Source organism: Thermobacillus sp., assembly GCF_003390775.1.
GTDB classification, from domain to species: Bacteria; Bacillota; Bacilli; order Paenibacillales; family Paenibacillaceae; genus Thermobacillus; species Thermobacillus xylanilyticus.
Genome location: NZ_QEWA01000058.1, coordinates 18442 through 39947 on the forward strand (window position 1 = coordinate 18442; position 21506 = coordinate 39947).

At 60.6% G+C, this 21506-nt stretch carries 19 protein-coding genes and 1 tRNA gene; 15 read left to right on the top strand and 5 right to left on the bottom strand.

Annotated features, from left to right (window positions below; genetic code table 11):
• Positions 1 to 112: 112 nt before the first annotated feature.
• Positions 113 to 1069, top strand: a complete 957-nt coding sequence (gene trxB / locus C6W55_RS16450) for a thioredoxin-disulfide reductase (protein WP_286893893.1) — start codon at positions 113 to 115, stop codon at positions 1067 to 1069.
• A 324-nt stretch (positions 1070 to 1393) separates the two neighbouring features.
• Here trxB and C6W55_RS16455 read toward each other — a convergent pair whose 3' ends face one another.
• Positions 1394 to 1600, bottom strand: coding sequence for a hypothetical protein (locus tag C6W55_RS16455; protein WP_286893894.1), 207 nt, complete (start codon positions 1598 to 1600; stop codon positions 1394 to 1396).
• 17 nt (positions 1601 to 1617) lie between these two features.
• Here C6W55_RS16455 and C6W55_RS16460 point away from each other — a divergent pair, with 17 nt between their 5' ends.
• The 7 genes from C6W55_RS16460 (at position 1618) to C6W55_RS16490 (ending at position 7279) form a co-directional block, all read left to right on the top strand.
• Complete coding sequence (locus tag C6W55_RS16460; protein WP_286893895.1) at positions 1618 to 2244, top strand: transposase; 627 nt, start codon at positions 1618 to 1620, stop codon at positions 2242 to 2244.
• Complete coding sequence (locus C6W55_RS16465; protein ID WP_286893897.1) at positions 2241 to 2444, top strand: hypothetical protein; 204 nt, start codon at positions 2241 to 2243, stop codon at positions 2442 to 2444. Before C6W55_RS16460 ends, C6W55_RS16465 begins: the two co-directional genes overlap by 4 nt.
• A 449-nt stretch (positions 2445 to 2893) precedes the next feature.
• Positions 2894 to 3844 carry an ROK family glucokinase gene (locus C6W55_RS16470; RefSeq protein WP_286893899.1) on the top strand — a complete coding sequence of 317 codons (951 nt, stop codon included), beginning with the start codon at positions 2894 to 2896 and terminating at the stop codon, positions 3842 to 3844.
• 191 nt (positions 3845 to 4035) lie between these two features.
• Positions 4036 to 4923 (top strand): RNase adapter RapZ, encoded by an 888-nt coding sequence (rapZ, locus tag C6W55_RS16475; RefSeq protein WP_286893901.1) that lies wholly within the window; start codon positions 4036 to 4038, stop codon positions 4921 to 4923.
• A gap of 12 nt (positions 4924 to 4935) precedes the next feature.
• Positions 4936 to 5928, top strand: a complete 993-nt coding sequence (locus C6W55_RS16480; RefSeq protein ID WP_015256259.1) for a gluconeogenesis factor YvcK family protein — start codon at positions 4936 to 4938, stop codon at positions 5926 to 5928.
• A 5-nt stretch (positions 5929 to 5933) separates the two neighbouring features.
• Positions 5934 to 6869 (top strand): DNA-binding protein WhiA, encoded by a 936-nt coding sequence (whiA, locus tag C6W55_RS16485; RefSeq protein ID WP_286893903.1) that lies wholly within the window; start codon positions 5934 to 5936, stop codon positions 6867 to 6869.
• 140 nt (positions 6870 to 7009) lie between these two features.
• On the top strand, positions 7010 to 7279 hold the full coding sequence (locus C6W55_RS16490; protein WP_015256257.1) for an HPr family phosphocarrier protein: 270 nt from the start codon (positions 7010 to 7012) through the stop codon (positions 7277 to 7279).
• 141 nt (positions 7280 to 7420) lie between these two features.
• On the opposite strand, the gene sda is transcribed toward C6W55_RS16490, so the two are convergent.
• The 3 genes from sda to C6W55_RS16505 form a co-directional block, all read right to left on the bottom strand.
• Positions 7421 to 7630, bottom strand: coding sequence for a sporulation histidine kinase inhibitor Sda (gene sda / locus C6W55_RS16495; protein ID WP_015256256.1), 210 nt, complete (start codon positions 7628 to 7630; stop codon positions 7421 to 7423).
• Positions 7631 to 7839: 209 nt separating this feature from the next.
• Entirely contained in the window at positions 7840 to 8427 is a 588-nt protein-coding gene (gene clpP / locus C6W55_RS16500; RefSeq protein ID WP_286893905.1) for an ATP-dependent Clp endopeptidase proteolytic subunit ClpP, read from the bottom strand.
• A gap of 120 nt (positions 8428 to 8547) precedes the next feature.
• Positions 8548 to 8622: transfer RNA gene (locus tag C6W55_RS16505), tRNA-Arg, on the bottom strand.
• 612 nt (positions 8623 to 9234) lie between these two features.
• On the opposite strand from C6W55_RS16505, the gene C6W55_RS16510 reads away from it, so the two are divergent.
• The 6 genes from C6W55_RS16510 (at position 9235) to eno (ending at position 16506) form a co-directional block, all read left to right on the top strand.
• On the top strand, positions 9235 to 10284 hold the full coding sequence (locus tag C6W55_RS16510) for a sugar-binding transcriptional regulator (protein WP_286893906.1): 1050 nt from the start codon (positions 9235 to 9237) through the stop codon (positions 10282 to 10284).
• Positions 10285 to 10389: 105 nt separating this feature from the next.
• Positions 10390 to 11394, top strand: coding sequence for a type I glyceraldehyde-3-phosphate dehydrogenase (gene gap / locus C6W55_RS16515; protein ID WP_286893907.1), 1005 nt, complete (start codon positions 10390 to 10392; stop codon positions 11392 to 11394).
• Between the two features lie 99 nt (positions 11395 to 11493).
• On the top strand, positions 11494 to 12684 hold the full coding sequence (locus C6W55_RS16520) for a phosphoglycerate kinase (protein ID WP_286893909.1): 1191 nt from the start codon (positions 11494 to 11496) through the stop codon (positions 12682 to 12684).
• Between the two features lie 15 nt (positions 12685 to 12699).
• Positions 12700 to 13449, top strand: a complete 750-nt coding sequence (tpiA, locus tag C6W55_RS16525) for a triose-phosphate isomerase (RefSeq protein ID WP_286893910.1) — start codon at positions 12700 to 12702, stop codon at positions 13447 to 13449.
• A gap of 1 nt (position 13450) precedes the next feature.
• Positions 13451 to 14989, top strand: a complete 1539-nt coding sequence (gene gpmI, locus C6W55_RS16530; RefSeq protein WP_286893911.1) for a 2,3-bisphosphoglycerate-independent phosphoglycerate mutase — start codon at positions 13451 to 13453, stop codon at positions 14987 to 14989.
• Positions 14990 to 15213: 224 nt separating this feature from the next.
• Positions 15214 to 16506, top strand: a complete 1293-nt coding sequence (gene eno / locus C6W55_RS16535; protein WP_213484901.1) for a phosphopyruvate hydratase — start codon at positions 15214 to 15216, stop codon at positions 16504 to 16506.
• On the opposite strand, the gene C6W55_RS16540 is transcribed toward eno, so the two are convergent.
• Positions 16499 to 17374 carry a helix-turn-helix domain-containing protein gene (locus C6W55_RS16540; RefSeq protein ID WP_286893914.1) on the bottom strand — a complete coding sequence of 292 codons (876 nt, stop codon included), beginning with the start codon at positions 17372 to 17374 and terminating at the stop codon, positions 16499 to 16501. The genes eno and C6W55_RS16540 overlap by 8 nt on opposite strands.
• A 263-nt stretch (positions 17375 to 17637) precedes the next feature.
• On the opposite strand from C6W55_RS16540, the gene C6W55_RS16545 reads away from it, so the two are divergent.
• A complete protein-coding gene (locus C6W55_RS16545; protein WP_286893925.1) occupies positions 17638 to 21492 on the top strand; it encodes an S-layer homology domain-containing protein in 3855 nt (1284 codons plus the stop codon).
• Positions 21493 to 21506: the final 14 nt, after the last annotated feature.

Below are 21506 nucleotides of genomic sequence, written 5' to 3' on the forward strand. Positions count from 1 at the left end.
GGGCGTCATCGTCGTTGGAAGGATAGACAGGATTTGAGCGGGCAGATTAACGGCAGGCGGCGTGCGGATCGCGAATTCGCCGGCCATGCCGGGAAGCAGGAGGGAGACCAGAATGACGGTATATCGATCGATCATTATCGGCACGGGGCCGGCGGGCCTGACGGCGGCGATCTATCTGGCGCGGGCGAACTTGAACCCGCTCGTCATCGAAGGGCCGGAACCGGGCGGGCAGCTGACGACGACGACGGAAGTCGAGAACTTCCCGGGGTTCCCGGACGGCATCATGGGCCCTGAACTGATGGCGAACATGCGCAAGCAGGCCGAGCGGTTCGGCGCCGTGTTCAAGACGGGCTGGGTGAACCGCGTCGATCTGTCGAAGCGGCCGTTCACGCTCGAAGTCGAGGGCATGGCGGAACCGCTGCAGGCGGAGACGCTGATCATCTCGACCGGGGCTTCCGCGAAATATCTCGGCATTCCGGGCGAGAAGGACAACGTCGGTCGCGGCGTCAGCACGTGCGCGACTTGCGACGGGTTCTTCTTCCGCGGCAAGAAAATCGTCGTGGTCGGCGGCGGCGACTCGGCGATGGAAGAAGCGAACTTCCTGACGCGTTTCGCGACGGAAGTGAAGCTGGTGCACCGCCGGAACGAGCTGCGCGCGTCGAAGATCATGCAGGACCGCGCGCGGGCGAACGAGAAGATCAGCTGGCATCTGAACCGGACGCCGCTTGAGGTGGTAGCCGGTCCGCTCGGCGTCACCGGGCTGAAGGTGCGCAACAACGAGACGGGCGAAGAAGAGCTGATCGAGGCGGAAGGCATTTTCGTCGCGATTGGCCATACGCCGAACACGAAGTTCCTGGACGGCCAGATCGAGACCGACGAGCAGGGCTACATCATCGTGAAGCCGGGAACGACCGAGACGAACGTGCCGGGCGTGTTCGCCTGCGGCGACGTGCAGGACAAGAAGTACCGCCAGGCCATCACGGCAGCGGGCAGCGGCTGCATGGCGGCGCTCGAGTGCGAACGTTTCCTCGAAGGCAGCGCCGTGCACGATTGGAGCAAGACGTTGTAATCCATTAATAATAAGAAATGAGCGTTGTCCGCGAATTGCCGCTGACGGAAGGAGCAACCAGCCGTCGGCGGCTTTTGGCGTGGCATTGGCGCGAGTGTGGAGTGTCGGTGCGACGCGGGGATCGAGCGAGCGGGGAGGTTGGCGAAGATCCTGCGCTTATTTTGCACAGGCTGCCGAATCTTGTCTGAACAGGACACTAGCGTTGCATCAAACTTCACATCAAGAAAGTTAGGTTGAATAAATTCCTATTTCTGCAAGATAACGATGCATTTCACCTGCTCAAGGCATAAAAAACTCCTATTGTTGAGATGTAGGCATGTTACCCTACTCCACAACAAAGGAGTCAAACGCATGGGTAACATACCAAGCGACCAGGTGATTTGTATATGTCTCGATTTGCTCGACATCGATAGCAAACGCCATGATTTCTTGGATTTTCGCACGCAGAAGCTCACGGTCGCAATTTTCGTGAAATTGATGATCGAAGCTCAGTTGAAGCAACACAGCAGCTATGCGGTCATCACCGAACATCTCTGCGTTCCTCAAGCGTGCTTCAAGAGTACCTCGGGCTTCCGTCGATCAGCGAGTCCCAAATCTCCCGCAAGCTGCGGACCTTGCCGTACATCTACTGCCAGCAGTTGTTTCTAAATGCCGTTTGCAAACTGCAAGAGCTCACCCGAGACGGCAAGGGCATCCCGGGACTCGGCCGACTGCGCATCATCGATTCCACGGAGCTCGCTCTGCCGGAAATTGTCGGCCGCTGGGCGTACTGCTCGAAACACAAAAATGCGGTGAAGATGCATACCCGGCTCATCGTCACCGATCCCGACACGGTTTACCCGGAGCGAATCATCGCTTCCACGGCGGATGTAGCCGACTCCGAAGTCGTGATGGATCTGGTGGCGGACGATGATGCCATCCATGTGATGGACCGCGGGTATATCGTGTACGGCAACTTCGCGCGCTGGACCGAGCAAAACAAGCGGTTTGTGGCGCGCATCCAGCAGCGCAACAGGGTGGAGATCCTGCGCGAACGGCCGGTTCCGGAAGGGGCGAAGGTGCTGCGCGATGCGGATGTCCGCATGGCGTTCCGATGGAACCACGAGGTGAAAACAGCGGACCTTCGCCTGGTGGAATTCACCAATGACCAGGGCAAGACGTACACCGCTGGATGATCGAGCTGTTCTTCAAGTGGATCAAAGGCCATCTGAAGCTGGTGAAACTGTACAGCTATGATCCGGAAGCGGTCTGGACGCAGATCTACCTTGCCCTGACGGCCTACGCGCTGGTGCTCATCGTCAAACACATGACCGGAACAACGCGTACACCATGGCAAGTACTCCGGTTGCTCAGGCTTTACATGAGCCTGAGTTGAGAAGCGTTTCTGCAGGCGTTGAATCGTCAGCCGAGTCGCACCAGCAGAGGGCGCGTGAAGAAAGGCAAGCGAGGCCGACCACGCAAGCATCCGCTGAAGCTAAAACCGGCACGACTGATTGTGAAATAGCACAACCGAGATTTGCATTTCCTGGTAACATGCTCTACGTTTATGGCGTCATTCGCCTTTTGGCGCTGGACCAGGAAATGCAAATGTAAATATTTTGCTCTCTTTGTTGGTATAGAACCTCCTTTATAAGGAATCCAATGGCAGCTTTAGTGCAACGCTAGTGATTAAAGGAAATTAATTCTTCAATACACTTCCTCATGCTTGTCCGCGGACGGACTTGTGCCGCATGTCCCATGGACCGCCCGCATTCTTGACCTCGACATACCGTTCGCTTATAGTGGGAAAAGAGCAGTTAACACAGTGATTGAGGTGGCCTTGTCATGTCGGGTAAGCTTTACGTCGGCCTGGATGTCGGCGGTACAGCGATTAAAGCGGGCGTATGCAGCGAAGACGGCAAACTGCTGCATACCTTCGAAGGACCGACCGAGAATGAGAAAGGCAGCGACCGGGTAATGGCCAATATGGCCCAATATGCCCGTACCGTTGTTGAGCAGATGTCCGCTTCCTGGGACGACGTCGAAGGCGTCGGCCTCGGCGTACCGGGATTCCTGGACATTCAGAACGGCGTTCTGCTCACCTCGCCCAACCTTGTTTTGCGGAATGCGCCGCTGAAGAGCTATCTCTCCGAACAGCTCGGCAAGCCGGTGCTGATCAACAATGATGCCAACGTGGCGGCGCTCGGCGAAGCGTGGGGCGGCGCCGGACGCGGCGTGTCCGATTGCGTGATGTACACGCTCGGCACGGGTGTCGGCGGCGGCATCATCATCGGCGGCCGCATCGTCGTCGGCTTCAACGCGATGGCCGGCGAGCTCGGGCATATCGCCATTGTGCCCGATCTGGAAGCCATTCAATGCGGCTGCGGCAAGAAAGGCTGCCTGGAGACGGTATCGTCCGCTACGGGCATCATCCGGATGGCCAAGGACGCGGTGGCACGGGGTGACCTGGCACCGCTGGCCGGTCTGGAGACGATTACGGCGAAGGACGTCTTCGACGCGGCGAAAGCCGGCAATGAGACGGCGGCGCGCATCGTGCAGCGCGCGGCGCACTATCTCGGCAAGTCGATGGCCCTGGTGTCGGTCGTCGTCAATCCGCAGCGGTTCATCATCGGCGGCGGTGTTGCCAAAGCGGGCGAGTATCTGTTCGAGCAAATCCGCGAAGCGTATTTCAAGCATGCTCTGGAAGCTGCTTCGAAGGGCGTGGAAATCGTGCCGGCCGAACTCGGCAACAACGCGGGGGTCGTCGGCGCAGCAGGGCTCATTCTGCGTTCTTGACGAACGTGCAGGCCGGTTGCGACCGGCCTGTTCGTTATTCCCGGCCGCCATTCGCCTGCGGTGATGGGGCGCCCGGGCCGGTCATACGCTATAAGATAAGCATTGGGAAGTTTCGACGCAAAGCGGATGCGCCTTCCCGGAAGAAGGATGGCGCGGGCCGTTTTACTTGATTCGGGGGAGGGGATGCCGCCATGACCGGCGGAACGGCAGTCCCAAAACTGATTATCATTACGGGCATGTCGGGCGCGGGCAAGACGATCGCGGTCCAGAGCTTCGAGGATCTGGGCTTCTTCTGCGTCGACAATCTGCCGCCCGTGCTCATCCCGAAGTTCGCCGAGCTGATCGAGTCGTCCAGCGGCAAGATCGGCAAGGTGGCGCTCGTCATCGATCTGCGCGGCCGGGAGTTCTTCACCGCGCTGTCCGAATCGCTGGCCTACACGAAGGAACATTTCACGATCGGCATCGAGATTCTGTTCCTTGACGCGACGGACAGCGTGCTCGTCCAGCGGTACAAGGAGAGCCGGCGCCGGCATCCGCTTGCCGACGGCGGGGTGCCGCTTGAAGGCATCCGGCTGGAGCGCCGGCTGCTGGAGGACCTGAAAGGGATCGCAACCCATGTGATCGATACGAGCAACCTGAAGCCGGCGCAGCTCAAGGCGCTCATCGCCGACCGGTTCTCCGAAGCGAACCGGGAAACGTTCGTCGTGAACCTGACGTCGTTCGGCTACAAATACGGGATTCCGATTGACGCGGATCTGATCTTCGACTGCCGGTTCCTTCCGAATCCGCATTATGTCGAGCATCTGCGACCGAACACCGGGAAGGATCCGGAAGTGTACGAATATGTCATGAAATGGCCGGAGACGCAGACGTTCTTGTCGAAACTGGTCGACATGCTGCAATATCTGATTCCGATGTACAAGAAAGAAGGCAAAAGCCAGCTCGTCGTCGGCATCGGCTGCACCGGGGGCAAGCATCGATCCGTCGCAATCGCCGAGTACCTCGCCCGCACGCTGGGCAACAGCGAGACGGAGACGGTGCGTGTCGGCCACCGGGACGCCGAGCGCGACCGGCGCTGACGGGGTGAAGACATGAAGTCCCGCACCCCGTCCGTGTCGCCCCCTTTGCCGAAAGTCGTCGTCATCGGCGGCGGCACCGGGCTGTCCGTCATGCTGCGCGGCTTGAAGGAGAAGCCGCTCGATCTGACGGCCATCGTCACGGTTGCCGATGACGGAGGCAGTTCCGGCGTCCTGCGCCAGGAGCTGCAGATTCCGCCGCCGGGTGACATCCGCAATGTGCTGATGGCGCTCGCGAATGTGGAGCCGCTGCTCTCGCGGCTGCTCCGCTACCGTTTTCCCGCCGGCAGCGGATTGGCCGGCCACAGCTTGGGCAACCTGATGTTGGCGGCGATGACCGATATCGCCGGCGATTTCGTCACAGGCGTGCGCGAGCTGAGCCAGGTGCTCGCCGTGCGCGGCCGGGTGCTGCCCGCCGCCGCGCAGGGCACCGTGCTGAAGGCGGTCATGGAAGACGGCAGCATCGTCGTCGGCGAATCGCAGATTCCGAAAGCCCGCGGCAGAATCCGCCGCGTTATGATTGAACCGCCCGGGGTCGAGCCGCTACCGGAGGCGGTGGAGGCGATCCGCGAGGCGGATTGCATCCTGATCGGCCCGGGAAGCCTGTATACGAGCATCATGCCGAATCTGCTCGTGAAGGGACTTGCGGAAGCCATCGTCGCTTCCGATGCCATGAAATTGTTCATTTGCAACGTCATGACCCAGCCGGGCGAGACGGACGGTTACACGGTGAGCGACCATCTCGACGCCATTGAGGCGCATGTCGGCGCGCCGCTCTTCCACGGGGTCATCGTGAACAACGGCGAGATTCCGCCGGATGTGCTGTCCAAGTATGCGGAGGAAGGCGCCTCGGTCGTCGTCTGCGACGAAGAGGAGCTGCGGCGGCGGGGCATCCGCGTCATCGCGGATCGGCTGATCAAGGTGCAGACCTATCTGCGGCACGACGCCGCGAGGCTCAGCCATCACATCGAGCGGCTGGTTCAAGATTGGATATCCGGGAAGAGGTGATGCGGATGTCTTTCGCGGCCCAGACCAAGAAAGAACTGACGATGATCGAATCTGCGCCTTGCTGCGAACTGGCGGAGCTCTCGGCTCTCATCCGGATGAACGGTACGGTGCAGGTGTCGAATCGGAAGGTTGTGCTGGATGTCTCGACGGAGAACGCGGCGATCGCGCGGCGCATTTTCACCCTGCTCAAGCGCCGGTTCGGTATTCAGGCCGAGCTGCTGGTGCGGAAGAAAATGCGGCTGAAAAAGAACAACGTATACATCGTCCGCGTTCCGACGATGGTGGAGGAAATTCTGTCCAAGCTCGCCATCGTGTCGGAAGGGTTCGTGTTCCGCCAGGGAATCGACAAGAACATCGTGCGCAAGGCATGCTGCAAGCGCTCCTACCTGCGCGGCGCGTTTCTGGCCGGGGGATCCGTCAACGACCCGGAAGGTTCGTCCTATCACCTGGAGATCGCGACACAGTACGAGGAGCATTGCCGGGCGCTGGTGGAACTGGCGAACAAATATCGGCTCAACGCGCGCTGCATCGAACGGAAGAAGGGTTTTATTTTCTACATCAAAGAAGGGGAGAAGATCATCGAGCTCCTGGGCATCATCGGCGCGCACCAGGCGCTCTTCAAGTTTGAGGACGTGCGGATCATGCGCGACATGCGCAATTCGGTGAACCGGATCGTCAACTGCGAGACGGCCAATCTGAACAAGACGATCGGCGCGGCGGTCCGCCAGATCGAAAACATCAAGCTGCTGCAGAAGGTGATCGGCCTCGAAAATCTGCCCGAGAAGCTGCGCGAAGTGGCGGAAGTGCGGCTTGCCCATCCGGACATCAACCTGAAGGAAGTGGGCGACCTGCTGAAGGGCAATGTCAGCAAGTCGGGGGTCAATCACCGGCTGCGGAAAATCGACGAATTGGCCGAAAAAATCCGGAACGGCACGCTCTGACGGCGCAAACCTAGTCTGCCGCGCCCAATAATGTTATAATACTTGCATGATCTATGGGCCTCCGCAGGCACGGGAAGGTGCGCTTGTGAGGAGCGAGCCGAGCATCGGGCCGATAATTTCTGGACAGGGGGAAAAAGTGCATGATCAAGCAACCGGTGGTCGTTCGTCTGAAGACGGGCCTTCACGCACGGCCGGCTGCGCTTTTCGTACAGGAAGCGAACAAATTCTCAGCTGAAATCTTCGTGGAGAAGGACGACAAAAAAGTAAACGCGAAGTCCATCATGGGCATCATGAGCCTCGCGATCAGTTCGGGCACGGAGGTTACCATCAGTGCGGACGGTTCCGACGCAGAACAGGCTGTAAACGCTTTAGTCCAACTGGTCAGCAAGGAAGAGCTGGAAAACCAGTAACGGGGCTTGAAAGGACAAAAGGGGCGGATCCCGGCGGATCCGTCCCTTTGCCTTGTTAACGGGGTGTCGAAAGAAGCAAGCCGGACGGCGCAACCGCCGACCGGCCCAATAAAGACAAAAACTGCCGGATCGGCAGCCAGATCAGAGAGAGGTTTTCGGGTCCAGATTGCGCGAACGAATCGCTTCTTCGATCAATTGAATGAATTCGGCAGACAATCCCATCGCGACAGCTTCGTGGTACACTTCGAGCAGATGCTCGTCCGTGAGCGGCCGAAGCAGGATCATCTTGTCGTGCACTATGGGATATTCGCCGTCAGGCAGAGTGGTGTGCGTCGATCGCGTGGCTGCCACGTTGATCACTCCATCCAAATTTCTCAGAACTCGCCTTCATTTGTAGGAATTTGGAACTTGCTGTGTCTTTATCATAACACGGTTTTCGTTTGGAGTGGTTTGCCATTCACACATGCAAATTGTGGTTGACAAATGTAAGGATTTGTGATATTAAGACAAAAACATCCGCCGTCCGGGCGGATGTTTTTGTAATTAAAGCAATGCGCGGATTATACACGCTCGATGACTTTGTCCACAAGGCCGTAGTTCTTCGCTTCTTCAGCGCTCATGAAGTAGTCGCGGTCCGTATCTTTTTCGATCCGCTCCAGCGGCTGGCCGGTCCGCTCGGAGAGAATCTTGTTCAGCTTGTCGCGCATCTTCAGAATCCGGCGGGCACGGATTTCGATGTCGCTGGCTTGTCCTTCGGCTCCGCCGAGCGGCTGGTGAATCATCACTTCGCTGTTCGGCAGGGCGTAACGCTTGCCCGGAGCGCCCGCAGCCAGCAGGAACGCGCCCATCGAAGCCGCCATGCCGACGCAGATCGTCGAGACGTCCGGCTTGATGTACTGCATCGTGTCGTAGATCGCCATGCCGGCCGTGATGGAACCGCCCGGGCTGTTGATGTACAGATGGATGTCCTTCTCCGGATCGTCGGCGGCCAGGAACAGCATCTGGGCGATCACCGAATTGGCGACGACATCGTTGATGCCGGTGCCGAGGAAGATGATGCGGTCCTTGAGCAGGCGGGAGTAAATGTCGTAGGCGCGCTCGCCGCGGTTGGTCTGCTCGATCACCATCGGAACGAAATTCATGTCCATGTCGGAATCCTCCTTCTGCCCTTATGATACTCGATCTCTCGACAAAAGTCAAAAAAGGTCAAAAAAGTGGTGCAAAAAAGCGGCTCTGCCCGAATGGTGAAAGCCGCTTGCTGCGTTGTATGGCGCGCCCGCCAGGAATCGAACCTAGATCTCAGGCTCCGGAGGCCTGCGTCATATCCATTGGACCACGGGCGCATGATGTCAACGATAACAGCGAAAATCATTATAGGATACACGGGATGAAAAAGCAAGTGCGCGGCAAAAAAAAGTTGCGGGTAACGGCTGGAAATGCGGAGGGATTAGCGGGGAAAACGGCGGGGTTGCGGCGGGGCATCGGCGGAATTGCGGCGATCCGGCTGGGCGGATTAGCGGAACGAGGTTCCGTTAGAGGTGGGTTGGTGGCGTGTCGGCGGTGGCGCTAACGGAATGTGGTTCCGTTAGCGGACTGGCGGACATGCTGAAGCGGGGGTTCGTGCCGCGCTAACGGCACAAAACACCGTTAATTGGCCGCCGGATCGGGTGCAGGTTCGAATTAACGGCACGAGATGCCGTTAAAGACGGTCGTTGACCCGGCAAGGAGGGGCAAAGCGGCTATTAACGGCACGAAATGCCGTTAATCGGCTGCCGGACCGGGATTGAGCACGCATTAACGGCACGAGGTGCCGTTAATAATGATCGTTGGCAAAACCGTCGACCGTAGATGCCGATCGCTCTTGCGCATCGTGAAAAAGTTGGTTACAATGAAAGTGGGACTTAGAACGTTCATCCGGGATAAAATGCGTCCAACTGGATGGAGTGAGGTGCGCGATGCGCGAGTGGATTGAGTTGCAGCAGCGCCTTGTTCCGGATCTGCTTGAAGTCATGGCGAAGCGCTATGTCATTCTGAGTCAGGTGATGAAGTCGGAGTCCATCGGCCGCCGCGCACTGGCGGCTGCCTTGTCCATGACGGAGCGAACGCTCCGGGCGGAGGCCGATTTCCTGAAAGCGCAGGGTCTGCTCGAGGCGAACGCGGCGGGCATGCGCATCACAGACGCCGGCCGGCGGCTGGTCGAGTCGCTGGCGCCGTTCATGAGCGAGCTGTCCGGCCTGTCGGAGCTCGAACGGCTGATCCGCGATCATTTCCGGCTCCGGGAAGTGATCGTTGTGCCGGGTGATGCGGATGAGGTGCGGGAGACGAAGCGGGAGCTCGGCCGGGCGGCCGGGCGGGTGCTGATCCGGTCGCTTCAGGGCGGCGACGTGGTCGCCGTGACCGGCGGCACGACGCTGGCGGCGCTCGCGGAAACAATCACGGTGGATCAGCCGCTGAAGGGCGTGCTGTTCGTGCCGGCCCGGGGCGGCTTCGGCGAGAGCATGGACTACCAGGCGAACACGATCGCCTCGACGCTGGCGAAGCGCACCGGCGCCGCGTACCGGCTGCTGCACGTGCCGGACCATCTCAGCGAGGACGCGTACCAATCGCTCATGCATGAGCCGAACGTGCGGGAAATGGTAGAAGTGATTCGCAAATCCCGTATTGTGGTACACGGGATCGGAGACGCTATGGTCATGGCGCGCCGGCGCAAGGTGGATGCGCGGACGATGGATGCGATGCGCGCGGAAGGCGCGCTGGCGGAAGCGCTCGGCTACTACTTCGACAAGAGCGGAACCGTCATCCACCGCATGTCGACCGTCGGCCTCCGACTCGATGATCTGGAGACGGCTGAGCACGTCATCGCCGTGGCAGGCGGCAGCAGCAAAGGAGAAGCGATCGCCGCGGTGCTGCGGTACGGCCAGGACGACGTGCTCGTGACGGATGAGGGCGCGGCCCGGCGGCTGGAAGCGATCATCCGGCAGGAACGGCAGCAGGCAGACTGCTGAATGGCATCTGAATCAAGGCATGCAAGGTTATCCTGACGCAGGGCGCTGCCCGCGGGCGAGCGCCGCGTCTTGCGATATAAGCAAGATTACAAGGAGGATGTAACCATGGTGAAAGTAGGCATCAACGGTTTCGGCCGCATCGGACGCAACGTGTTCCGCGCAGCGCTGAACAACCCGAACGTGGAAGTCGTCGCAATCAACGACCTGACGGACACGAAGACGCTGGCGCATCTGCTCAAGTACGACACGACGCATGGCACGCTGAACGCAACAGTCGAAGCGAAGGAAGGCGCAATCGTCGTCAATGGCAAGGAGATCAAGGTCTTCTCCGAGCGCGATCCCGGCGCACTGCCGTGGGGTGAGTACGGCGTTGAAATCGTCGTCGAGTCGACGGGCATCTTCACCGCGAAGGAAAAAGCCGAAGCTCACCTGAAAGGCGGCGCGAAGAAGGTCATCATCTCCGCGCCGGCAACGAACGAAGACATCACGATCGTCATGGGCGTCAACGAAGACAAATACGATCCGAAGGCGCACACGATCATCTCCAACGCATCCTGCACGACGAACTGTCTCGCGCCGTTCGCAAAAGTGCTGAACGAGAAGTTCGGCATCGTCAAAGGCATGATGACGACGGTTCACTCCTACACGAACGACCAGCAAGTGCTTGACCTGCCGCACAAGGACCTGCGCCGTGCGCGCGCCGCTGCGGAGAACATCATCCCGTCCACGACGGGCGCCGCGAAAGCCGTTGCGCTCGTGCTGCCGGAGCTGAAAGGCAAGCTGAACGGCATGGCCATGCGTGTGCCGACGCCGAACGTATCCGTTACGGACCTCGTCGCCGAACTGAAGGTCAATGTCACGGTCGAGGAAGTAAACAAGGCGCTGAAGGAAGCCGCCGAAGGTCCGCTGAAAGGCATTCTCGCATACTCCGAAGAGCCGCTCGTTTCGTCGGACTACAAAGGCAACCCGCATTCCTCGATCATCGACGCCCTGTCCACGATGGTCGTCGAAGGCAACATGGTCAAGGTCGTCTCCTGGTACGACAACGAATGGGGTTACTCGAACCGCGTCGTAGACCTGGCTGCCTACATCGCCAGCAAAGGGCTGTAATATACGGAATCCGTCGGTTCAAGAGGAGCAGCAGCTGCTGTCTCCTCTTGGCGCGCGTATAGGAGACGCCCTGCGGGGCAATTACGAGGAGGAGCCTTCATGAGCAAAAAGAGCGTCAGAGATGTAGACGTCGCCGGCAAGCGCGTATTCGTGCGCGTCGACTTCAACGTGCCGGTCGAGAACGGAGCCATTACGGACGATACCCGGATCCGGGAGACGCTGCCGACGATCCAATACCTGGTCGAGCGGGGCGCGAAAGTGATTCTGGCGAGCCACATGGGCCGGCCGAAAGGGCAAGTGGTTGAAGAGCTGCGCCTCAATCTGCAGGCCAAGCGGCTGAGCGAACTGCTCGGCGGCAAGCCGGTCGCCAAGGCCGACGATTCGATCGGCGAAGCGGTGAAAGCGCAAATCGCCCAAATGAACAACGGCGACATCCTGCTGCTGGAAAACGTCCGCTTCCACCCGGGCGAAGAGAAGAACGATCCGGAGCTGGCGAAGGCGCTCGCCGAGCTGGCCGACCTGTACGTGAACGACGCGTTCGGCGCCGCGCACCGCGCCCATGCGTCCACGGAAGGCATCGCGCACCATCTGCCCGCCGTGTCCGGCCTGCTGATGGAGAAGGAACTCGAGGTGCTCGGCAAAGCGCTGAACAACCCGGACCGTCCGTTCACGGCCATCATCGGCGGCTCGAAGGTGAAGGACAAGATCGACGTCATCAACAAAATGATCGAGATCGCGGACAACATCATCATCGGCGGCGGCCTGTCGTACACGTTCTTCAAGGCGCAGGGCGTCGAGATCGGCAAATCGCTGCTTGACGAGAGCAAGCTGGACGCGGTGCTCGGCTTCATGCAGAAGGCGAAGGAGCTCGGCAAGAACTTCCGCCTGCCGGTCGACATCGTCATCACCGATGAATTCAGCGCCAACGCGAAGACGAAGGTCGTCGACATCATGAACGAAGGCATCCCGGCCGATCATGAAGGCATCGACATCGGGCCGAAGACGCGCGAGATCTACGCGGACATCATCAAGAACTCGAAGCTGGTCGTCTGGAACGGACCGATGGGCGTGTTCGAGATCGAGCCGTTCTCGCACGGCACGCGGGCGATCGCCGAAGCGTGCGCGGCCACGAGCGCCTATACGGTCATCGGCGGCGGCGACTCCGCGGCAGCGGTCGAGAAGTTTGGCCTCAAGGACAAGATGGACCACATCTCGACCGGCGGCGGCGCGTCGCTCGAATTCATGGAAGGCAAGAAACTGCCGGGCGTCGAAGCGTTGAACGACAAGTAAGAGGGAGGCTGGAACATGCGGACACCGATCATCGCAGGCAACTGGAAAATGTTCAAAACAGTCTCCGAGGCCGAAGCGTTCTTCGCGGAAGTGAAGGGCAAGGCGGAACGGCCGGGCGTGGAGAGCGTCATCTGCGCGCCGTTCACGAACCTGCCCGCGCTCGTCAAGGCGGCCGCCGGCACGACGATCGCGATCGGCGCGCAGAACATGCACTTTGAAGACAGCGGCGCGTTCACGGGCGAAATCAGCGGACCGATGCTGAAGGAACTCGGCGTGAAATACGTCATCCTCGGCCACTCCGAACGCCGGGCGTACTTCGCGGAGACGGACGAGATCGTGAACAAGAAAGTGCACGCCGCGTTCAAGCACGGCCTGACGCCGATCATCTGCGTCGGCGAGAAGCTGGAAGAGCGCGAGGCAGGCAAGACGAAGGACGTCTGCAAGACGCAGACGGAAGCCGCGCTCAAAGGCCTCACCGCGGCGCAGGCGGCGCAGGCGGTCATCGCCTACGAGCCGATCTGGGCGATCGGCACCGGCAAGTCGTCGACGGCGGACGACGCGGAAGACGTCATCGCCTACATCCGCGGCGTCGTGCGCGGCCTGTTCGGCGAAGCGGCGGACAAGATCCGCATCCAATACGGCGGCAGCGTGAAGCCCGACAATGTCCGGGAGTTCCTGAGCCGGCCGAACATCGACGGCGCGCTGGTCGGCGGCGCCAGCCTCGAACCGGCCTCCTACATCAAGCTGATCGAGGGGGCGGTCTGACATGGCGGCGCCGAAACCTGTCGCCCTGATCATCCTGGACGGCTTCGCGCTCCGCGAAGAGACGAAAGGCAACGCGGTCGCGCAGGCGAAGAAGCCGAACTTCGACAAGTACTGGGCGGCGTATCCGCATACGACGCTGACCGCCTTCGGCGAAGCGGTCGGCCTGCCCGACGGGCAGATGGGCAACTCCGAGGTCGGCCATCTGAACATCGGCGCCGGCCGGATCGTCTATCAGGATCTGACGCGGATCTCGAAGTCGATCCGCGAAGGCGAGTTCTTCCGGAACGAGACGCTGCTCGGCGCCGTCCGCCACGCGAAGGAGAAGGGCAGGAAGCTGCATCTGTACGGCCTCTTGTCCGACGGCGGCGTGCACAGCCACATCGACCACCTGTTCGCGCTGCTCGAGCTGGCGAAGCGCGAGGGCCTCGCCGAAGTGTACGTCCACGCGTTCCTGGACGGCCGGGACGTGGCGCCGGACAGTGCGAAGCGCTATATCGAGGCGCTGCAGGCGAAGATCGCGGAGCTCGGCGTCGGCAAGATCGCAACGGTGCAGGGCCGCTACTACGCGATGGACCGCGACAAGCGGTGGGACCGCGTGGAGAAGTCGTACCGCGCGATGGTGTACGGCGAAGGTCCGAAGTACCGCGATCCGATCCAGGCGCTCGTCGATTCGTACGAGCAGTCCGTTCTGGACGAGTTCGTCGTGCCGACGGTCATCGTCGATGACGCCGGGGAGCCGGTCGGGCTGGTGGAATCGGAAGATGCGGTCATTTTCTTCAACTTCCGTCCGGACCGGGCCATCCAGCTCTCGCAGGTGTTCACGAACGACGATTTCCGCGGCTTCGACCGGGGCGAGAAGTTCCCGAGGAACCTCCATTTCGTCTGCATGACGCTGTTCAGCGAGACGGTGGGCGGCTATGTCGCCTACGCGCCGAAGAGCCTCGACAATACGCTCGGCGAAGTGCTCGTCCAGCACGGGAAGAAGCAGCTGCGCATCGCCGAGACCGAGAAGTATCCGCACGTGACGTTCTTCTTCAGCGGCGGACGCGATATCGAGCTTCCGGGCGAGAAACGGGTGCTCATCCCGTCGCCGAAGGTTGCCACGTACGACCTGAAGCCGGAAATGAGCGCCTACGAAGTGGCCGACGCGGCGGTCGCCGAGATCGAATCGGGCGTCCATGACGCGATCATCCTGAACTTCGCGAACCCGGACATGGTCGGCCATTCGGGCATGCTCGAACCGACGATCAAGGCCGTCGAGGCGACGGACGAATGCCTCGGCCGCGTCGTCGAAGCGGTGCTCGCGCAAGGCGGCGTCTGCATCATCACGGCCGACCACGGCAACGCGGACGTCATCATCGACGAGAACGGCCGCCCGCACACGGCGCACACGACGAACCCGGTGCCGTTCATCGTGACGAAGCAGGGGCTTGCGCTGCGCGACGACGGCATTCTGGCCGACATCGCGCCGACGATGCTCGAACTGCTGGAGCTGCCGCAGCCCGCGGAGATGACCGGCAAGTCGCTGATCCGCAAATAAAGACCGCCCGCACCGCCTGAAAACGGCAGGAAGGGTTGGCCGGATGTCGAATAGGGAAAGATGCGGCTAAACAGGGTGCTGACAGCTGCGGCCGTTCGGGGAGCCAGACGGCTGCCCGGACGGCCCGCCGCATGTCAGGGACGAGCCTGTGCGGCGGCCGCACGGGACGTTGGAAGTGGAAGTTCGGAAGTTTATTTTCAAGCCAGAAGGAGTGCTGCAGTTCCATGACGATGATTACCGATGTCTATGCACGCGAAGTGCTCGATTCCCGCGGGAATCCGACCGTTGAAGTGGAAATCGCCCTCGAATCGGGCGGCAAAGGCCGCGCGATCGTGCCGTCCGGCGCGTCGACCGGCGCTTATGAAGCGGTCGAGCTGCGCGACGGCGACAAGAGCCGTTACCTGGGCAAAGGCGTCCTGAAAGCGGTCGAGAACGTGAACACGATCATCGCGCCGGAGATCATCGGCCTCGACGCGCTCGATCAAGTGGCGATCGACCGGAAGATGATCGAGCTCGACGGCACGCCGAACAAGGGCAAGCTCGGCGCGAACGCGATTCTCGCCGTGTCGATGGCCGTCGCCCGCGCCGCTGCCGACGCGCTGAACGTGCCGCTGTACACGTACCTCGGCGGTTTCAACGCGAAGACGCTGCCGGTGCCGATGATGAACATTCTGAACGGCGGCGCGCATGCCGACAACAACGTCGACGTGCAGGAGTTCATGGTGCTGCCGGTCGGCGCGTCCAGCTTCCGCGAAGCGCTGCGCATCGGCGCCGAAGTGTTCCACAACCTGAAGGCCGTGCTGAAGGAGAAAGGCCTGAACACGGCTGTCGGCGACGAAGGCGGCTTCGCGCCGAACCTCGGCTCGAACGAAGAGGCGCTGGAGACGATCATCGCCGCGATCGAGCGTGCAGGCTACAAGCCGGGCGTTGACGTGTACCTCGGCATGGACATCGCATCCACCGAGTTCTTCAAGGACGGCAAGTATCACCTCGAAGGCGAAGGCAAGTCGTTCACGTCCGCGGAGTTCGTCGACCTGCTCGAGTCCTGGGTGAGCAAATACCCGATCATCACGATCGAGGACGGCTGCTCCGAGGACGACTGGGACGGCTGGAAGCTGCTGACGGATCGTCTCGGCGGCCGCGTGCAGCTCGTCGGCGACGACCTGTTCGTGACGAACACCGCCCGCCTGTCGCAAGGCATCGAGAAGGGCGTCGGCAACTCGATCCTCGTCAAGGTGAACCAGATCGGCTCGCTCACCGAGACGTTCGACGCGATCGAGATGGCGAAGCGCGCAAGCTACACGGCGGTCATCTCGCACCGTTCCGGCGAGAGCGAAGACAGCACGATCGCGGACATCGCGGTCGCGACGAACGCCGGTCAGATCAAGACGGGCGCACCGTCCCGCACGGACCGCGTCGCGAAGTACAACCAGCTGCTCCGCATCGAGGATCAGCTCGGCGCCACCGCGATCTATGCCGGCAAGTCGGCGTTCTACAACCTGAAGAACTTCAAGTAAGAAGACGCGTCCGGGTGACGGATCGCCGCCCGGCATCCATCAAGCCCGCCGCAGAGGGTAGCTCTGCAGGCGGGCTTGGCGTTTGTTTGACCCGGGACGGCGGATAACCTTTGATTTTCTTGAACAATTTGCTGAAATGGTAGACGTCTTTGAAACCGCACAATTCCGCGGCTTCCGTCACGGAGAACTCCCCGCTGAGCAGCAAATTTTCGGCCTGGTTCACCCGGTAATGGTTGATGTAGCTGTACAACGTCTGCCCGACGCATTTCTTGAACAATCCGCTCAGATAGGAGGCGTTCAGTCCGACGCTGTGCGCGATCTGGGCCGCCTTCACCGGTTGGTGATAGTGCAGCTGGATGTACTGCATCGTTCTCTGGACGGCCGGATGCCAGTTCATCGCGTGATGCTCGTACACGAGCATCCGGAACAGATCGGACAAGATCCACAGCATCAGCCCGCGCACCTTGAACTGGAAGCCGTCCGCCTTGTTCGTCCATTCGTCATTGAGTTTGCGGAACAGGTGCTCCAATTCGCTGTGATAGCCGATATGACTGAGAACGGGGAAAGGCAATGCCACCTCCCGTTGGCTCGCAAACTCATGAATCGTCAGATTGACCGCATAGGCCGTCATCGGGTTGGCGCTATGGATATGGGCTTTCCGCAGACTCCCCTTGGGAATGCAGATGAAATCCCCTTGCTTCACCCGGTAGGCCTCGCCGTTCACATAGTAGGTCGCTTCCCCGTCCAGGACATACGTCAGATCGATGAAGCAGATGCGGGATTCCGCAATGCGCCAGTCTTTGGTGCATTTCCGGTAGACGAAATATTGGATGTCCGGAAACATCGCATCAAAGTTTACGCTGCTCATCCATCTCACGTCCTCCCCGCAAAAATAAGCGAAATGTACAAACCATTCAGAAAATTTCCATTGTTCCCCTGATCGGAAGATTCCATAATGATCCAAGCAGCTGCAAATCAATCAAGGAGGCAGAGGAAGGGATGAATCCGCTTTCAAAAAAGCTGTCATGGATCTGCGCTTTTCTTGTGTTCTGCTCGCTGTTTCCGAGCTCTATACTAGCATCGGCCGATGAAATATGGCAAGGTTACAAAGGAGTAGATCAATTGCCGGAAATGGATACCATCCCGAATCCTTTTCAGTTTTTCGACAAACGCAATGATCCGGACGGAGACGGGCTGGTGACCACGCCGCGGGAATGGGAACACCGCAGAGCAGAAATCCGCGATCTGGTTCAACGTTACTGGCTCGGCTATCGCTGGGAAACGCCCGGGGAGAGCGTGACCGGCGCGACCTATCACACCGTTGAGCCGAATGACATTGTCCTGGGATTCGATTGGCCGCCTTACTTCACGGCCACCCGCTACAATCTCGGCGAAGAATTCCGGAAGCTTGCCGAACGGCTGTTGACGGAAACGGTCGAGGTTCGGGAGATTAAGGACAACGGGCCGGGCGATGTCATCGCGAGCGCGGGTCCGGCGCGCAACGAAGAGGAAGCGGAGGATCTGGCAATCGAACTGTGGAATGCGGGATATGCCGTTCCTTATACGTCCTTCGGAACGACCGCTTATGCGAGACTGGTGGATCATACGGGACCGATCACGGAGCCTCCGGGGCTTGAGCGGCCGGCCACGTATTATTATGTGAATATCCGACGCGAGGAGACGAAGGTTCAGGAGAAGTTCAGGATCTACCTGGATCTTCCCGACCACGATCAGAGACGGCTAGCCTGGGGAGATCCGAACGCTGCCGTGCCCGTTGTGATGGATATCGGGCGGACCCTCTCCGCCGCGCAGGTTCAGGTGCTGAATCAGCAAGGCTACGGCTATGTCCGGTTTAACCCGACGGATATCTATGCCGACAGTCAATCCTCGACACCCAACCGCGACGGGGTCTATACCCGGCTGTATCCTTACAATAAAGATGAATATGAATACGCTTCCGGAGCGTTGATGGCGTGGGGCTGGGCGGTCAGCCAGATCATCACGGCCCTGGAAAGACCGACGGCGTATGATCCGGAATCGACCTGGGGCGCGGAACTGGGAATCGATCCGGCCAGGACGCTGGTCACCGGGCATTCCCGTTACGGCAAATCCGCGATCTTCGCCGCCGCCTTTGACGACAGGATCGGCATTGTGGTGGCAAGCGAACCGGGCGGGTCCGGCATCCAAAGCTACCGGTACAAGGTGGAAGGCAAGATCTTCAACTTCAACGTCTATCCGAAGGCCGACCGCGTCTACGGCAAGACCGAGATTCCGACGGTCTCCTACGGCGGCGGCACCAGCTGGTTCCCGGAGACGGCCGGGCATTTCGTCAACAAGGACAATCGCCTCCCGTTCGACTCGAGCGATATCATCGCGCTGGTCGCGCCCCGGCCGTTCTTCGCCACGACCGGCATCGACGCGCACTGGCTGGGGAACGAAGGGGCGGTCGCGGCGATCCAGGCCGCGGCCGAGGTGTACGAGTTCGTCGGCGCCAATGACAGGGAGCGCTACAATATCGCGATCCGGGCGCGGCAAAGCGATCATCAATTCTATAACCGGGATGTGCCGTTCATGATCGCGATCATGGACCGGGAATTCAAGCAAGGACCGGAAGACCAGACGCTCCACCTGCAAGATCTGTTCCCGACCGGTGAAGACACGCTGGGGAACATCTCCTACCCTGCCCGCGATTATGCGAATGTGAGCGCGATGACTTCGCATCCCTTCGATATCAACAGCTCGTATCTGCCCTGGTCGCATCCGGGCAAATATACGCTGTGGACCCGGCAGGAGACCATCCTGGCCGGCCATCCCGCGGTGATCGAAGCGCATTCGGACGCGCCGTCGGTTGTGCTGGTCTTGCCGGACAAGCGGCAGATCCACGGCGTCTCCGAAGGAGAGGGCACCTTCGTCTTCCGGCTGACAGGGGACGAGACGCCGTATGGGCGATACGAGCTCAGAACCGCGGGAGACGAGAAGGCGAACAAAAGCGTGTTCTTCTCCGCGGTCAGCCTGGCGGACGCCCTGCGGCATGCGACTTCCAAAGGCGATGAGGGCGAGGAGAACCGGCTGATCGGCTTCTCGAGCCGGCTGGCGAACGACAAGCAGGATCCGCCGGTCATCCTGGTGGACGGGAAGCCGGTTACCTTGAGCTTCACGCCGGAGCGTTTCAAAGAAGAAGAAACGACGCTGCTGGAATACGGGATTCAGTTCCACGACAAGCTGTTCGCGCGGATCGCCGGTGAAGGCTGGGATGCGTCGAAGACGTTCCATATCCGCAATCTGAAATTTGTGCCGATACAAGGCTTCACGTTCGAACTGTCGTTCGGCAACATCTACGCTTCCGCGCTCAACAACGGGAAAGAAGGGGCAAGCTTGTTCACGCAGCCGATCAGCTGGAATGTGGAGCGGTTCAACAACGGACCGGCCGCGGTATGGCCCGAAATTCCCGACAACCTGGCAGAGAAGCAGGCTCTGTTGAACGGCGGGGAGATCGTCCGTCCCGACGCTCCGCAGCCGAAACCGAGCGACTTCAAGGTGGGGATCGAGAAGGCGGAGTTCGTCCGCGATTCGGGTTCCGCGGCCATCGTCATCACCTTCGATGACGCGCTCGATACGCGGGAATTCGGCATCGGCATGGATCAGCCCGCATGGACAACGACCTGGGACGAGGAAGGCCGGCAGCTCAAGCTGGCGCTGGAAAACCCGGATCCGAATGCGGACGAGATCCATCTCATCCTGTTCCGGCTCAAGGATCTCGAGGGCCATCTGCTGCCCGGTCCGAAGTATCTCACGGTCGAGGTTCCGCCAAGCGGCGGGGGTTTGCCGCGGGGAGGCGGCATCGGTTATCTGCCGGGAGGCGGCAGCAGCGGCCCGCAGCCGACGGTCATCGATCCGGACCGGCTGCCGGAAGCGGAGGACGGCAAGCGCATCGTGGTACTTCCCCCCGAACAAGATACGATTCGCATCCCCGGGAAGCTGGCCAGCGCATTGGGCGGCGATTCGCTCGTCCTGCAATACGGCGATTGGCGTCTGGAGCTGGACCGCGAGCGTCTGAAGGCGTGGGCCGGCGTGCAGGACGATCAGGATGATCTCCAGTTCGAGATCCGCCTGAGCACCGTCCCGGAGGAGGAGATGGAGGCGCTATTAGCCGATGCCGATCTCGGATCGGGCGGTTCGGTCGTCATTCGTCCTGCCGGACCGGCGTTTGCATTCGCCGTTTATCGGCTGAAGGGGGATGAGGCGGAGGAATTGGCCGCACTCCCGGCTCCCGTGGTGCTGTCCACGTCGGGACCGGACGACGCCGACCCGGATCTCCTCGGGATCTACCGGGTCACGGAGGATGGCCGGCCGGCATATGCGGGCGGCGAATGGCGAGACGGCGTGCTGACCGCGGAGGCTGACCGGACAGGGCGATACGTCAAGCTGGAATATGAACGCTCGTACCGCGATGTCGCAGCGTCGCACTGGGCTTACAAGGCGATCCGCGCCGCAAGCGCCAAGCATCTGATGAACGGGATGCCGGACGGATCGTTCTCGCCCCGGGAGGAGATGACGCGGGCACAGCTCGCCGCGATCCTCGCAAGGGCGCTCAAGCTTGAGGCTTCGGGCGACGGGCCTTTCCAGGACGTGGAGGCGGGAAGATGGTATGCGGAAGCCGTTGCCGCCGCATTCGAAGCGGGGATAGTGAGCGGCAAGAGCCGGGAGCTCTTCGGTCCGGATGAGACGATCACCCGTGAACAAGCGGCCGTGATGTTCGTAAGGGCTTATGAGCAACGGTTCGGCGAGATCCCGGCAGCTTCCCGGCCTGCGTATGAGGATGCCGATCAGATCAGCCCGTGGGCGCTGGATGCCGTCGCGAAAGCCGGGGAGCTCGGTCTCATGATCGGCAAAGCTCCGGATCGCTTCGACCCGCAAGGCCGGTTGACGCGGGCGGAGGGTGCGCAGTTGATTATGAATTTCATCCACATCCTGTTTGAATCATGACAAGCAAGCCCGCC